Source organism: Labilibaculum euxinicum (genome assembly GCF_963678175.1).
Lineage (GTDB): Bacteria > Bacteroidota > Bacteroidia > Bacteroidales > Marinifilaceae > Labilibaculum > Labilibaculum euxinus.
The window spans coordinates 696,002-711,186 of the sequence record NZ_OY782756.1 but is presented as its reverse complement, the minus strand read 5'-3'; the positions used below and the strand labels follow the sequence as shown (position 1 = coordinate 711,186).

At 33.4% G+C, this 15,185-nt stretch carries 12 protein-coding genes; 4 read left to right on the top strand and 8 right to left on the bottom strand.

Features of this window, described 5'->3' with window-relative positions; all coding sequences use genetic code 11:
* The first annotated feature begins 365 nt into the window (after positions 1-365).
* Complete coding sequence (locus ACY0M5_RS03200; RefSeq protein WP_124994514.1) at positions 366-956, top strand: hypothetical protein; 591 nt, start codon at positions 366-368, stop codon at positions 954-956.
* Between the two features lie 28 nt (positions 957-984).
* Here ACY0M5_RS03200 and ACY0M5_RS03195 read toward each other — a convergent pair whose 3' ends face one another.
* From ACY0M5_RS03195 to ACY0M5_RS03180, 4 genes are all read right to left on the bottom strand, one after another.
* A complete protein-coding gene (locus ACY0M5_RS03195; RefSeq protein WP_461630790.1) occupies positions 985-2,397 on the bottom strand; it encodes a glycoside hydrolase family 16 protein in 1,413 nt (470 codons plus the stop codon).
* A 104-nt stretch (positions 2,398-2,501) separates the two neighbouring features.
* Positions 2,502-3,326, bottom strand: coding sequence for an energy transducer TonB family protein (locus ACY0M5_RS03190; RefSeq protein ID WP_461630789.1), 825 nt, complete (start codon positions 3,324-3,326; stop codon positions 2,502-2,504).
* A 159-nt stretch (positions 3,327-3,485) separates the two neighbouring features.
* Complete coding sequence (locus ACY0M5_RS03185) at positions 3,486-3,953, bottom strand: toxin-antitoxin system YwqK family antitoxin (protein ID WP_124994517.1); 468 nt, start codon at positions 3,951-3,953, stop codon at positions 3,486-3,488.
* Between the two features lie 9 nt (positions 3,954-3,962).
* Positions 3,963-4,334 carry a carboxypeptidase-like regulatory domain-containing protein gene (locus ACY0M5_RS03180; RefSeq protein ID WP_461630788.1) on the bottom strand — a complete coding sequence of 124 codons (372 nt, stop codon included), beginning with the start codon at positions 4,332-4,334 and terminating at the stop codon, positions 3,963-3,965.
* A 219-nt stretch (positions 4,335-4,553) separates the two neighbouring features.
* Between ACY0M5_RS03180 and ACY0M5_RS03175 the strand changes: the two genes are divergently transcribed.
* Positions 4,554-5,258, top strand: a complete 705-nt coding sequence (locus ACY0M5_RS03175) for a ComF family protein (protein ID WP_156194755.1) — start codon at positions 4,554-4,556, stop codon at positions 5,256-5,258.
* Here ACY0M5_RS03175 and ACY0M5_RS03170 read toward each other — a convergent pair.
* Entirely contained in the window at positions 5,255-5,959 is a 705-nt protein-coding gene (locus tag ACY0M5_RS03170; RefSeq protein ID WP_124994520.1) for a response regulator transcription factor, read from the bottom strand. The two genes, ACY0M5_RS03175 and ACY0M5_RS03170, sit on opposite strands and share 4 nt — an antisense overlap.
* 25 nt (positions 5,960-5,984) lie before the next feature.
* Positions 5,985-7,022, bottom strand: a complete 1,038-nt coding sequence (locus ACY0M5_RS03165; protein WP_124994521.1) for a sensor histidine kinase — start codon at positions 7,020-7,022, stop codon at positions 5,985-5,987.
* A 713-nt stretch (positions 7,023-7,735) separates the two neighbouring features.
* Between ACY0M5_RS03165 and ACY0M5_RS03160 the strand changes: the two genes are divergently transcribed.
* Both ACY0M5_RS03160 and ACY0M5_RS03155 read left to right on the top strand, forming a co-directional pair.
* On the top strand, positions 7,736-10,459 hold the full coding sequence (locus ACY0M5_RS03160; protein ID WP_461630787.1) for a TonB-dependent receptor: 2,724 nt from the start codon (positions 7,736-7,738) through the stop codon (positions 10,457-10,459).
* A 35-nt stretch (positions 10,460-10,494) separates the two neighbouring features.
* On the top strand, positions 10,495-12,738 hold the full coding sequence (locus tag ACY0M5_RS03155) for a hypothetical protein (RefSeq protein WP_461630786.1): 2,244 nt from the start codon (positions 10,495-10,497) through the stop codon (positions 12,736-12,738).
* 683 nt (positions 12,739-13,421) lie between these two features.
* On the opposite strand, the gene ACY0M5_RS03150 is transcribed toward ACY0M5_RS03155, so the two are convergent.
* Both ACY0M5_RS03150 and hemW read right to left on the bottom strand, forming a co-directional pair.
* A complete protein-coding gene (locus tag ACY0M5_RS03150; protein WP_461630785.1) occupies positions 13,422-13,811 on the bottom strand; it encodes a rhodanese-like domain-containing protein in 390 nt (129 codons plus the stop codon).
* Between the two features lie 55 nt (positions 13,812-13,866).
* Positions 13,867-15,003 carry a radical SAM family heme chaperone HemW gene (hemW, locus tag ACY0M5_RS03145; protein WP_461630784.1) on the bottom strand — a complete coding sequence of 379 codons (1,137 nt, stop codon included), beginning with the start codon at positions 15,001-15,003 and terminating at the stop codon, positions 13,867-13,869.
* Positions 15,004-15,185: the final 182 nt, after the last annotated feature.

Sequence of the window (15,185 nt, the reverse complement as noted above, 5' to 3'; positions counted from 1 at the left end):
AAAGCTGGCCAAAGGGTCAGCTTTTTTTTTATAAAATATCATATGCTCGTACTGTTTAATTGAAGATAACTAATATTTCATTTATGCTTCAAAATAAAGATTGAATAACCAAAGGAAAATGATATAAATTATGACCTGTAAACATAATCTGAAAAGGCCTGATTCTATTGATTTTACTGGGAAATTTATAAAAACTTAAAATCATTTTTTAGTCTCGAAAAACAGCCTGTTTGTCCAATAAAAACATAGATAAATAAAAACGGACATTCTTGTTTTGTGTAAGAACATAATAATTCGTAAATTTTTCATTACAAACTTGTTACAGACATTCTACTATATTAACCATCTTTATAATAACACTACTCATGGAAATCACTTCAATGATATTACAGATTTTAAGCTTGGCGGCACTCGCTTTCTTAATTTCCTTTTTAATTCAGGAAAGGAGAAATACCACAAGGGATTCTGGTGAGATTGAAATAAAAAATGAATTGAGCAAATCTCATACTTCTGCAAATAATTCTAACGAAAAACGTGAGGAATTTCTTCGGATTAATGCATTTTTCATGAAGATATTGTGCGAAAAGAAAAGTAAAAGTAATTTTAAAAAACTACAGAAAGAATTTTTGGAATTAGGAACCAAATTGTATTATTTAGCTTCAGAACGAACCATCAAGAAATTTTTGGAATTTAAATCTTTAAGTTCATTTGTTGAAGGGACTGTTCATGAACACAAAATAGCCTTATTGTGGTTTGCCGAGTTTAATCTGTTGCTAAGAAGCGACCTGGGTCTTGAAACATCTCCTGAACTAATTAAAGACTACCTTAATATCGTCCTTACCTATTGGGATGAAGAAGAAATGGAAAAAGAAGAATTGGATGACCTGAAATCTCAACTTGCCGATTCAATAGATAACTACTTTAGTGTATTTAATGTAGGAACATCATTAAATTAAAAAAGTGCCCGCAACCGGGGCACTTTTTTTATTCCTTTATTTTGTAGCATCGTACCCAATCTATTTCGAGGGAAGCATTTACGTTTGCCTGTTCTTTTGTAATGCCCATACTAAAATTTAAATACATTGGGTCTTGCGGAACACCTTCGGTCTGAGTTTTTACCACCACATCATTTATTTTCCAAACCAATTCATTTTTATTCCAATCCAAGGTGTAAATAAAATAACCTTTCGAAAGGTCAATTCCCTTTATTTTAAAATGTTTTGAATGAATTTGGCTTTCACTCCCCCAATAGTTTCCTATCAACAATTTTCCATCGCCGGAAATCTTTAAAACATCTATATGAGGAGAATTTTTATCAGCAACCATCCAGAATGAATGCATAACCTGATTTGGATTTGTAAGCTTTATTTTGGCTTCGAACCGACCGTATTTTTGGCGAAATGATTTTCCGGTATTGATAATTGCGGATGTATAATCAAATTCTTTAGGCACAAAACCCATTGTTGGGTTCCACAGCAAACCTTGATGTTTTTCTTTTCGCGCCTGCAGCAGAATTGAAGAAGCCGAGTGATCTATATTTTTACCTTCGGTGAAAGTGTGCAAATCTGAATTTAAACTATATCCCTTATTCAGCAATTCCTCACCCCAAAAATATTTATTGATCCATTTCTCTTCATCCAATTGTTTGGAATCAAATTCTTCAGAAAAGCTAAGTTCCCATTTTTTTAATTCTTCAAACGGATTTTTATTTTTAAGCTCAAAGTACTTTTTATATCTGTCGGATTCCTTCAGAGCCAGATATTCCTGAAGCTTCTTATAATCATCGGTCTTTTCGAATCTCTTTTTATCCAGCAAATCAGCTTTTTCTTCCCTGAATTCATCAGAACTAATCTTTTCCTCTAATTTCAAATACTCTTCCAGTTCTTTCGAATCCTCAAGCTCTTTATAAATTTTATAGGATTTCGATTTTTCAAACTTAAAAAAGTCCTTAATATGCTGAGAACTTTTCATCAGCTTAAACTCCTTCAATTCTTCCAATTGTTCTTTCTTATTAAAATTTGCAGAGTGAACAATAGAATCCAACTCCTTGAATCGCGCAATTTCATCTGATACTTTGGTTAGTTCAAAAGTGGCTAATTCATTAGAACCTTTTAATCGAAAATAAGTCTTGAATTTTTTAGATCGCTGAAAACGTTTAAAATCCTTTTCATCCTTAAAAAGATCACTCTTTTTATAGCACTTACTTTCTATTGTTTTCCTGTTTGATTTGAATTTCTCAGACTGAATATAGGCTTCCAAATCATAATAATCTTTCAATTCCTCCGAAACAGAAAAAGATTTAAAGTCTTCAAAGTCTTTTCTAAGAGTATCTCTATTATTTTCAATACCAAGAGTATCAGAAGCTTTGCGAAGTTTGTATGCTAAAAAAAAGCTCATAGCGAAATTATTTTTTTTTATAAAATGAGTTTCCAATTTATATATTATTGCTTAATAATCAAGAATATATTTTTATGCTATATCAGTAAACCAATACAACAGTTTTATTGCTTTACAAATTGGTAGGTAATTGTACCAATTTGTTGCTGAGGACTACTCGTACTGATATTAAATCTGGTTTTTCGGGAAGCTTGTAATGCAGCATCAAATAAACAATTATCCTGCACTCCTGATTCTTGTTTCAAAATTTTGGATTGGATCACTCTTCCTGCCTGATTAACAGCAATCTGAACAACAACCAAGCCTTCGCCTTCGCATTTAAATACCGGAATAGGCAAATAGATTTTATGCCTGCCCTCTAAACTGTAATAAACACTGCTTGGACCACTGTACTCAATACTTTCCAAAGAATCTAAAAGCTTCTGTTTTTCTTTTGCCTCGGCATCGGTCAAACTATCCTTTTTAAACTCTTTTAAGTCCCCTGAACCATCTGCAGCATCGTCAGAACCATAATCATCCAAGTCCTTTCGAATCTCTTCAATCATTTTATCGACGTTTCGTTTTGGATCCGTTTTCGATTTTGCAACGTTTTGGTTTACGGCAATTGACCGAAGAAGTTCGTCTACGCTTTTAGAGATTTCAGATTTTTTTTCTTCGAGGGCTTCTTCAATTTTTTCCTTCTCTTCTTTTAGAAACTGTTCGGCCACTTCGGGAGGAATATCAATTAAAATTTCCGATTCTAAAAATTCTCTCTTTGTATTCAGTTTAAAGGCCAGAAGCAGTATAATCAAAAGCATGTGAAAAGCGAGTGTGCCCATCACACCATATTTATTCCTTCTCAAAAAACCAACAAATTCAGAATAAAGAAAACTGAAAAATTGAACCAGCCGGTTTTTAACATTTACTACTATTTGGAAAAAGGAATTCATTAAATTTTATTCTATTTCAGATTACTATTGTTATAGTTTAACGCTTCTATTGCAAAATTATTAACAATTTTCATGTATTCATTACAAACAATTAGAATAAACGAGAAAAGCCGCTTAATTTTCATTAAGCGACTTCAGAGAACTATTATTGTGAATTTACTAAAACTTACGTTCTTTTAGAAGATTTCCATTTTCATCCCAAATATACCAGGTTCCAACTTTCTCACCCTCACTATATTCCATCTCGTATCTTTTAACACCATTATCATCCCAAATATACCATTTCCCGTGTTTTTTATTCCGTTTATAAGTTGCTTCCGCAATTTTTACAGAATTATCGTTCCAGGTAATCCAGGTACCATCCATTAGTCCGTCCGAATAAGAACGAACCTCCTGAATTTTTTCATTTTCGAAGTAAAGCGTAATTTTTCCATTTCGCTTTCCCTCTACTAAATTCATTTCTATTCGTTTGTTACCGCTTTCGTAAAATTCGGTATATGTTCCCGTATACAAATCTCCGGTGGCATTGTAATACAATCCTTCAACTTCCTTAATCACCTGGGAAATAGAGTGATTTGTAATCAGACAAAATAAAATGCCTAAAACAATTGGTAATTTTCTACTCATCTATAAAAATTAATCCTTTTTAAGAACCAGGCGAATAACATTATTTACACCATTCACATTTACATCTTTTAATTTATTATCACTATAAGAAATGTAACTTGATAAAATATTGTAATTTCCTGGAACAACATTGGCAATTTTAAAATTCCCGTCAAAATCTGTGTAAACTGTTTCATTTGATCCTTCGAAACGGATAGCAACTCCTGTTAATGCTTCACCAGTTTCATTATCCAAAACAACACCAGTTAAACTCGTTGTTGTCATTGCTGCCATTTCGGCAACTTCCATTTCTTTATCGCCCACAGGCGTAACTACATTTACAGCTTGACTTTCAAAACCTAAAACAAGTAGCGCAGCAAAAAGGAATACTAATTTTTTCATTTTTTTTTGATTTCAGTTTAATATGAACATTCAATCTTCAAATGTTTTTTAATTAACTTAATTTTCTTATTTTAGAAGGTAATTAATAACTCTTTTATTTACCATTCTCTTTTCAAAACAAATATAGCTCAGTATAATCTGAAAAAGATTAGAATAAACTTATCAAACCATTAAGTAAGAGTTAAATTTTTATTGAGAAATTATTACAGCTCAAATAACATGACATTAAAACTTTCTATATCAACATGGTTTAATGATTTCCTCAATTTGTTTTACCCCAGACTGTGCGAGGCTTGCGGTAGTTATCTTTTTAAAAATGAAACAACAATATGTACCAGGTGTTTATTTCATTTACCCAAGACTGATTTTCATCTGAATAAAAACAATCCTGTCTCGATATTGTTTTGGGGTAGAGTAAATATTAATTATGCCGCTTCGTATTATACATTTAGTAAAGGAAGTCAGTTTCAGAAGTTAATTCACAAATTGAAATATCACAATAAACAAGAAATTGGAATTGCATTGGGAAAACACTTTGGTGAAAGTCTAAAAAATTCAGAATTTTTTAAAGATATTGATGTTATTATTCCTGTTCCACTGCATCCAAAGAAAGAAAAAATAAGAGGATACAATCAAGCAGAATTAGTAGCTCTTGGCCTTGGAAAATCGATGCTGAAACCTACTGATTCAAAAAATTTAATCAGAAAGATTCATACCGAATCACAAACTAAAAAGAACAAATTAGAACGATGGCAAAATGTGGATAACATCTTTGAGCTGATAGAGCCATCGAATCTAATTAACAAGCACATTTTATTGGTTGATGATGTAGTAACCACAGGATCAACCCTTGAGGCGTGCGCTCATGCCCTATTAAAAGCCGAGGGTGCAAAAGTTAGTATCGCCACCCTGGCATATGCCTAATCTACATCAACAAATTTATATCCTACTCCTTTAATCGTTTGAATAAAACGATCGCCAATTTTTTCACGCAATTTTCGAATATGTACATCTATTGTACGATCTCCCACAATAATTTTTTCGCCCCAAATGGCCGCATAAATATCATCGCGGGTAAATACTTTTTCCGGACGCGAGACCAACAATAATAACAACTCAAATTCTTTTCTTGGCAATGAGAACTCATTTCCATTTTGAATAATTAGATAACGCTCCCTGTCAATCGATAAATTCCCAATCGTAATTAATCGGGTTGATGGATTCGAAGTATCATCAGAAATTCGTCCTGATCTTTTTAGAAGAGCATTTACCCGGCTTATAAATACCTTTGGTTTAATTGGTTTATTGATATAGTCATCAGCTCCTGCTTCAAAACCGGCAATTTGAGAATAATCTTCTCCACGTGCAGTTAAGAAAGAAATCAACACATCTTGAAAATCGGGTATCGAACGGATTTTTTCGCATGTTTCGATTCCATCCATTTCCGGCATCATCACATCTAAAATAATTAAATGAGGATGAAATTTTTTAGCTTTTTCAATGGCTTCAACACCATTTCCAGCTGTGGCAACCTGAAAACCTTCTTTTTTCAGATTATAACTCAAAAACTCAAGAATATCAGATTCATCGTCTACCAATAAAATCTTGTAATTACTGCTTTCCATTATACTTTTGGTTATTTAGTTTTGTTTATTTTGCTTTGTCCAGTGTAAATGTAAAACTTGCCCCCTCACCATACGTGCTGCTAACATTAATAGTTTGGTTATGAGCATCAATAATGTGTTTAACGATTGCAAGTCCTAATCCCGAACCACCCATATTTCGGGACCGGCTTTTATCTACTCTAAAAAAACGTTCAAAAATCCGGGGAAGATTATCAGGTTCAATTCCGATACCATTATCCCGAATTTCAATCAGAAACGTTTTATCCATACTCATTACTTCAATATGCGTTGTTCCTTTGTTTTTTCCATATTTAATAGAATTAACAAGCAGATTATTTACAACCTGGAAAATTTCCTTTTTATCTGCATACACAAATTTAGAACTATCATTCTCTTGCGCAAAAACGAGCTTTATATTATTCTTTTTAGCTCTAATTTCCTGCATCTCCAGCACCTCATTTATCAAATCGACGATATTAAACCGCTCAAAACACAATTTTAATTCTCCTGATTCCAGTTTTGAAATAACTTCCAGATCCTTAACAATTGTAATCATACGATTGATACTTTTCTCGGTTCGCTCCAAATACATTCTATTTATGGATTGATCTTCCAGACCTCCATCCAACAAGGTAAGAACATAACCTTGAATATTAAAGATAGGTGTCTTAAGCTCATGAGAGACGTTACCAATAAATTCTTTTCGGTATTTCTCTTGTTTTTTTAATTGTGAAACCAGCGATCCCCTGTTTTCGCTCCATTCCATCACTTCCATTTCCACAGCATGCAAAGCATCAGTATTTTGAACTTTTTCAGCTAAATCCTTATCAATTAACTGAGTATCATGAATTGTTTTATAAAGTATTCTGATTTTAGAATATAAAAATCGATCAACGAGATACTTTGTCATGAAATAAACCAGCAAACCTGTAATAATTGTAAATATAATCAGATACAACAAATTAAAGGGTAAAAAATAGGTGAGCCCGTATAGTAATATACTTAGCAATGCAGTAAATAAACTTAGATAGACTGTAACCTTTTTTGATGAAATCAATTTCATATGATAATAATATGTTTTTTAATTGCAATATAGCCTGTCCCGAATTTATCGGGAGAACTTGCCATGTACCAATAATTATCCCCCGTGTGTCAAAATATCCTTGTCACAGACGTTTCATATAAATTTTAAAACGCTATTTAAAGTAAGTAAACCAACAATAATGACGTAAAATAAGGATTACTGAATCACTCTTTTTTCGATCAGCAAATATTTAAATAAAAGTAAGATAATCTTTGAAATCTATGTTAAGTTTTCATTAATCTTATTGTAGTTCAATTGTTTAAATATTAATAAAATCTTAATAATTAAGACATAAAAATAATTAAGCCCGATAATTTCGTCTTAAAAAAGTGAGAAGTATTTCAAGAGAAATTTTCGATCATTTTTACTCGAAAAAATAAATAAATCAAAAAAACTGTCTTAAAAAAACACTGTAATAATTTCGCAATCTCATTGTAATAATAACGAAGCAAATATAAATAACACACTAATTACATTTGACTTACCTACTGGCTCAATTATCAATGTAAATATCATCTTTACATTCACTTCACATTTGTTTTACAAACGAATCAATCCCTAACTTAAAATTAACACCAGCAGTTTAATTTGATAATTTTTATTTAAAACGCACTTATCATTCTAATCACAGTTCTTCCCTAACATCGCAATGTGATTAGAAAGTAAAAACGTATTGACTTATTTTTCAAAAAATGATTAAACAAGTAATCTTAGTTTTATTACTAAGCATTTCATCAATTAGTGTATTTGCGCAAAAGGGAAGCGCAACAGGAAATGTGACGGATGGAAAAACCGGAGAAGCATTAATTGGAGCATCGGTATATGTAGACGGTACTACTATTGGAACCGTAACCGATTTTGACGGTAATTATTCACTGCCAAATATTCCAGCTGGCGTTGTAACTCTTAAATGTTCCTTTATTTCCTACGAAACCTTATCAAAAGAAAACATCTCCGTTAATGAGGGAAACCCGGTGAGTGTGGATTTTGTATTGGGATCTTCAACAGTAGAGTTAAATGATGTAAAGGTGTTTGCCAAAGCGAAACGAGAATCAGAAGTTGTATTGCTGTTGGATCAGAAAAAATCTGCAATAATTAAACAATCTATTGGGGCTCAGGAATTAGCCAACCAAGGTGTTTCCGATGCTGCTGCTGCAGCTGCTAAAATTACGGGAATTTCAAAACAAGAAGGAACTAATGGTTTAAACGTTCGTGGATTGGGGGATCGTTACAACTCAACCACCCTAAACGGATTGCCTTTACCATCCAACGATTCTCAGTTTAAAAATATCGATTTAAAATTATTTTCAACCGATATTATTGAATTTGTTGATGTTCAAAAAGTTTCAATGTCGAATTTATCAGGTGATTTTGCCGGTGCCAACATCAATATTGTTTCGAAAAAGCATAGTGGTGAAAACTTTTTTAAAGTAGGTGTAAAAACAGGTTTGAACTCAAGCACACTGGATGCCGATAAATTCTATATGAGTGACGGACCTAATTTGACAGGATTTTATAACTCAGATTATCCAACTGATTTTTCAAATTACAAATTTGAGAACAAATGGAATCCTCAGGAGAAAACAATCTATCCGAATTTAGGTTTAGCCTTATCGGGAGGAAAAACTTTCAATTTTGAAAATTCAAAGCTAAATGTTTTTGGAACATTGTCATTCGATAACGAATACTACTATGGAGAACTTGCCGAAAGAAAAATAAACGGCAGTAATGATTTAAGAAAGGATTTAACCGGTGAGGAGTACCAATACGATACTCAAACAACCGGAATGATCAATTTAAATTACAATTGGAGCAATTCCAATATTTATTTGAACTCAATGTTCTTAAATACTTCGGAAGATTGGATTGGAAGCGGCACAGGATACATTAAAGATTTGGCTGAAGAGGGTGCACTTGTTCGTAAAATGGAATATGAAAAAAACACCGTACTCGTAAATCAGTTGCTGGGAGATCATAAACTGAATTCTAAAACAGAAATTCATTGGGGAGTTACCTATAACAACGTAAACAACGTTGTACCTGACAGGAGATATATTACCATGGAAAATGGTACTGATACAGAAAAAGAATTTGCAACCAACGATCCGGCCAATAACAGCAGATATTATCATGACTTGGTGGAAGATGAAATAGCAGGAAATTTTAATCTGGATTACAAATTTGGAGAAGGATTTGAAGATGCCGGATATAAAGGAAAATTAAGTGTAGGTTATTCTGGAAAATTCAAAACAAGAAGCTTTGAAGCCGTTCAGTTCAATCATAAAATTTTGAACAATAGACTTACTAATGTTGATGATATTGATTCCTATTTTAACAATGAAGGTCTCCAAAATAAACTGTTTGACTTAAGGGTTAGATCAAGTCATTTTATAGTGTTTGATACCTACGATGGAAAACAGACTATCAATGCCGGATTTGCTTCCTTGGAATACAACTTTACTGCCCGCTTGTTGCTTTTATTAGGAGTCAGACTTGAAAATGTTTATCAGCAAATTGAATACAATACGGCTTTAGGAAGCGATAAAAATGATTTTACGGAATTAAACGTATTACCGGATCTATCTTTACGATATGCTTTAACTGATAAATCGAACCTGCGATTTGCAGCAGGTGTAACTTATACGCTTCCGCAATTTAAAGAAACTGCCTTATTCTCATTTCAAGATAAAGACGAAGAATCATTAGGAAATCCATATTTAACTCCTTCAAAAAACTACAATGGAGAATTGAAATGGGAAGTATACCCGAAACCAAATGAATTATTTTCTGCTGCTGTTTTTGGTAAATACATCGTCGACCCAATCAACAAATTTGTAATGGCATCAGCCAGTAACGATTTTACCTATGCAAATACAGGAGATTGGGCTTATGTATATGGAGTAGAGCTGGAAGCTAAAAAAGATATTTTCACAATTTCTTCCGGAAATTCTGCTAAAAAATTATACACAACTGCCAATCTTACCTTAATGAAAACTGAGCAGACATTGGATAGTGAAAAAATTAACGAACAATCTCAAGGTCTTGTAAATGCAAATTTCAATAAAGATAAAGAAGAATTGCAAGGTGCTGCTCCGCTTATTGCAAATGCAAATTTAAGTTATAAATATTCTTGGAACACTGTTAATTCAATAACCTCTACCATTTCCTACAATTATGTTTCTGACCGATTAAATCTAATTGGATATGCATCACTGGGAAATCAGGTAGACAAGGAAATTCACAATCTTGATTTTGTTGTAAAATCAAAATTAAAAAAGTTCGGTGTAAGCCTCTCTGTAAAAAATATATTAAACCAGAATATAGATAGAATTCAGGAAAACGAAACCCAAAACTGGTTAGTTAAACACCATAAAAAAGGAGTGAAATTCAGTTTGGGAGTAAACTATACATTTTAAAAAAATTCCATTTTATAATTAAAAAAAAAGAAAAAATGAAAAATTTATTGTTATCGATGTTAGCGATTTCTATAATTGCTTTATCAAGTTGTTCAGATGATGACAATGGGACTGACAACCCGCTTGATAAATTTACAGTTGAAAATTTTAAGGGGGATGTTACCGAAAGCATGACATTAGATGCCAGCAAAGTTTACAAGTTATCAGGAAAACTTCTTGTAAAATCGGGAGCTACTTTAACAATTCCTGCGGGAACAAGAATCGAAGCCACAACACCAACCTCTGCAAACAGCGAAGTTCGCTACATCGCTGTTGAACAAGGAGCAAAAATAAATATTGATGGTACTGCTAATTCACCTGTTGTAATGACCAGTGATGTAAAAGAAGCTGAAGCCTGGGGTGGATTGGTATTGTGCGGATATGCTCCAACCAACAAAGCTGATGCAAGTGCTGGTGCTGAAGTTTCCGGTTTAACTTATGGCGGCGATGTTGCTGATGATAATTCAGGAAGTATTACTTACCTGCGTTTGGAATATACAGGTTATAAATATACCGATACAAAAGAATTCAACGGACTTTCTTTATTCGGTGTTGGTTCTGGAACTACTTTAGATTATATCGTATCTTATAAAGGTGGTGATGATGGTATGGAGTTCTTTGGTGGAACCGTTAATGCTTCTCACTTTGTTTCTGTTGACAGTGAAGATGATGGAATCGATTTTGCTGACGGATGGTCTGGAACCGGAGAGTACTGGGTTTCAATCAACTCAACAAAATCAGGTATCGAAGGATCAAACAACGGCGATAACGGAGCAGCAACTCCTATGACCAATGCTACTTTAAAAAACCTTACTGTTTACGGAATGGGCGAAAAACCATTCTATTTGAAAGAAGGTGCTGGTAAAATGAATATCAATAATATCGTTATTGGTGGTTTAGCAGACGGAAAAGCTCAAGCTTATTTTTATGCTGATGATGCATCAAAAGATGCTGCCGCACATGCTAGAATTGATGCTGGTGATATTAAAGTTACCGACGTTAAATTCGTAAACATGGGTGAAGGAAATACAGTTAAGACAGTAGCTGGTTTAACAGTTTCAGAAAACTTTTCTGCTAGTGGAGCTGGTAATGGTATCAACAAACCAGACTGGATGCCGGACGCATTAAATACAATTAATGCAACAACAACTGTTTTTGGTGATGCAGTAAAAGCTACTTTGGTGTTAAACGAAGATATCACATCAGATAAAACATTAGATGCCAATACTACTTATATTCTTGATGGTCCTGTAATTGTTAAAAAAGGTGCAAAATTAACTATCCCTGCAGGAACTGTAATTATCGCTTCGGAAGTAACTCAGGCCAATGCTGCAGTTCGTTATATCGCTGTTGAACAAGGTGCTCAAATCTTTGTAAATGGTACTGCTGATGCTCCTGTTGTTATGACTTGCGCAAAAGAAGAAGCAGAAGCATGGGGTGGATTGGTATTGTGCGGATACGCTCCAACCAACAAAGCCGATGCAAGTGCTGGTGCTGAGGTTTCCGGTTTAACTTACGGCGGCGATGTTGCTGATGATAATTCAGGAAGCATTACTTACCTGCGTTTGGAATATACAGGTTATAAATATACCGATACTAAAGAGTTTAACGGACTTTCTTTATTCGCTGTTGGTTCTGCTACTGTTCTTGATTATATCGTATCCTATAAAGGTGGTGATGATGGTATGGAATTCTTTGGTGGAACTGTAAACGCTACTCACTTTGTTTCTGTTGACAGTGAAGATGATGGAATTGATTTCGCTGACGGATGGAATGGAACCGGAGAGTATTGGTTATCAATCAATTCTACAAAATCAGGAATTGAAGGATCAAACAATGGTGATAACGGTACTGCAACTCCTATGACCAACGCTACTTTAAAAAACCTTACTGTTTACGGAATGGGCGAAAAACCATTCTATTTGAAAGAAGGTGCTGGTAAAATGAACATTGATAACATTGTAATTGGCGGATTGGCAGCTAACAAAGCTCAAGCCTATTTCTATGCTGATGACGCAACAAAAGATGCTGCCGCACATGCTAGAATCGATGCTGGCGATATTGTTGTTACCAATGTTAAATTTGTTGATATGGGAACTGGTAACGATGTAAAAGCCATTACTGGTCTAACTGTTACCGAAAATACTGATGCAACAGGTGCTGGTGCTGGTACTGCAAAACCAACTTGGTTGTCGGATGCTTTGAACAAAGCTTACAACGGAACTACTATTGTACAATAGTTCACTATAAATTCAGATAATTAGGAAAGGCAGATCTGTGAAGATCTGCCTTTTGTTTTGTTTCTATTTCTCTGTTTAGAATGTTCCAATTTTTTGAAAGACATCTCTAATTGCCAGATCTATCTCAGCCCTACTCCTTCAAATCAAATCCATTTGAACCAATTGCTGCAGAAATTCTTACAATTTAAAATTCGAATTGAACAATTGTTTGAGAAATGGTACCAAAACAATTTAAGAATTAAAGATCTGACTCTGTCCTTTCACTCAAACCAAATCTATTTGAACCAATTGCTGCAGAAATTCTTACAATTTAAAATTCGAATTGAACAATTGTTTGAGAAATGGTATCAAAACAGTTTTAGAATCACAGACCTTACTCTGTCCTTTCACTCAAATCAAATCTGTTTGAACCAATTACTGCAGAAATTCTTACAATTTAAAATTCGAATCGAACAATTGTTTGAGAAATAGTACCAAAACAATTTAAGAATTACAAACCTGACTCTGTCCTGTCACTCAAATCAAATCTGTTTGAACCAATTGCTGCAGAAATTCTTACAATCTAAACTTAGAATTGAACAATTGTTTAAGAAATAGTACCAAAACAATTTAAGAATTACAGACCTGACTTTGTCCTTTCACTCAAACCAAATCTGTTTGAACCTATTGCTGCAGAAATAATATCAATTCTCAATTTCTTTTCCCTCCTGAAGCCAGGCATCCAATCCTCCTTCCAGGGAACAAGCAGACATTTTATACTTTTCGTAAATCATCTTCCCGGCATTAACACTTTGCTCACCATACTTACAATAAAGCAAGTATACTTTCGATGTTCCCAAAGAATCAATCAAATGAAATAACACCTCAGAATTTTGAGCTAAATAAGCGCCTTTAATATGAGCTTTTTTGAATTCCTTCTTTGGTCTTACATCTATTAGTACAACGTCTGGATTTAGCTGTAATACCCTGTTAAAATGATTTGGACTCAAACCCTGAATTGAATCGTTTTGCGAATAAACATTTGAAATGCCTAATACAATAAACACAAGTAAAAAAGAAGTAATTGCTTTCATCCAAAATAGAATTGTAATTTATATATTCTTTAACAACGTTTGTATTTACATTCTATTATTCTTCTTCAATCCAAAAAAAATCGGACATAATATCATTGGAAACAAACACACCTTTATCATTTAAAATGATACAATTATTTTCTTGTCTTACATGATCAGATAAAAGATACTTTTTAGATTTTGTGATACAATGCTGATAAAGATCTTCGCCAAAATCCTTACGCACCAATTCCAAATCCATTCCCCAATAAGTTCGAAGCGAAGTCAAAACAAAATCATTAAATCGATCATGTTCGCTCAATTCTTCCTTTTCAGAAAAACTCTTACCTTCCCTAATTGCTTTTATGTATTTGTAATTGTTGGCAATATTCCATTCTCGTTGCTCCAAATTGTAGGAATGAGCTGATGGGCCGATTCCCAGATATTTTTTCTGTTTCCAGTAGCTTGAATTGTGTTTGGAAATATATCCTTCTTTCGAAAAATTGGAAATTTCATAATGACTAAAACCATGTTTTCTGGCTTCATCAATCAAATAATTAAACTGCTCAAAACTCTCTTCTTCATCCATCTCAACCAGCTGTCCTTTTTCCAGCTTTTTTGTAAATATTGTGTTCGGATCATACATTAAATGATAAGATGAAATATGCTGAATATCCAAGTCAAAAACCAGCTCTAAATTCTCCTTCCACTTTTCCATACTCAGGCCGGGAACACCATAAATCTGATCAACCGATATATTGTCAAAACTAAAACTCTGAGCTCTGCGAATAGCATCAAAAGCCTCTTTACCGGTATGTCTTCTGTTCATCAGAATCAAATCTTCATCATGAAACGATTGAATTCCCACACTAAGTCTGTTTACCCTGGTTTTACTCAGCTCCTGCAGGTATTTTTCAGTAAGATCATCAGGATTGGCTTCCAATGTAATTTCAGCATTAGCATCAATAGTAAAATACTTGGCCACTTCATCAATCAACGATTCAATTTCTTTTGGTTGATACACCGATGGTGTTCCTCCTCCAAAATATATGGTATTTAAACTTGTATCACCTAAATATCCTTTTCTAAGTTTTAATTCAAGCTTTAAGCATTCCAACATATCATCTTTTGCCTGCAATGAAATACTTTTGTGAAAAGCACAATAGTGGCAAAGTTGTTTACAAAATGGAATGTGAAAATATACTCCCGACATATCAATCTATTTTTCTGCAAGGTAAATTCATTTGACAAATTTTCCTCTTCAACAAACGAATAATTAAAAATCTTGTTAACTTTTGTTAGCTATTAAAACAATCAGTTAAGAAAAAATGCAACACTTATATTCCCAAAACGTCTTTATATCAACAAAGCTAAAGTGAACTTATACCTAAAAAT